The organism is Colwellia hornerae, from assembly GCF_007954355.1.
GTDB classification, from domain to species: Bacteria; Pseudomonadota; Gammaproteobacteria; order Enterobacterales; family Alteromonadaceae; genus Colwellia_A; species Colwellia_A hornerae.
The window spans coordinates 1-559 of the sequence record NZ_VOLR01000096.1; the positions used below are offsets into that span (position 1 = coordinate 1).

General features: G+C 44.4%; 2 tRNA genes. Both read left to right on the top strand.

The annotated features are described in order from the left end of the window. The first annotated feature begins 222 nt into the window (after positions 1-222). Positions 223-299: transfer RNA gene (locus ESZ26_RS19115), tRNA-Met, on the top strand. Positions 300-449: 150 nt separating this feature from the next. Next, positions 450-526 (top strand) — tRNA-Met (locus ESZ26_RS19120). The last annotated feature ends 33 nt before the right edge of the window (positions 527-559 follow it).

Sequence of the window (559 nt, forward strand, 5' to 3'; positions counted from 1 at the left end):
GATGGAGCAGTCTGGTAGCTCGTCGGGCTCATAACCCGAAGGTCGTCAGTTCAAATCTGGCTCCCGCAACCAACTTAAGATAAAAGTTTAAAATCAGGTCGTCAGTTCCCTTTCGAAAGATATGGGCTCACGCAACCAACTTAAGCTTAAGTATAAAAAGCAAATTCTTGAGTTTGAATTAAAACAACTTGGCTTTCCTAAGAACCTATTAGGACATTCGGACGCGGGATGGAGCAGTCTGGTAGCTCGTCGGGCTCATAACCCGAAGGTCGTCAGTTCAAATCTGGCTCCCGCAACCAACTTAAGATAAAAGTTTAAAATCAGGTCGTCAGTTCCCTTTCGAAAGATATGGGCACCCGCAACCAACTTACGCTTAAGTATAAAAAGCAAATTCTTAAGTTTGAATTAAAACAACTTGGCTTTCCTAAGAACCTATTAGGACATTCGGACGCGGGATGGAGCAGTCTGGTAGCTCGTCGGGCTCATAACCCGAAGGTCGTCAGTTCAAATCTGGCTCCCGCAACCAACTTAAGATAAAAGTTTAAAATCAGGTCGTCAG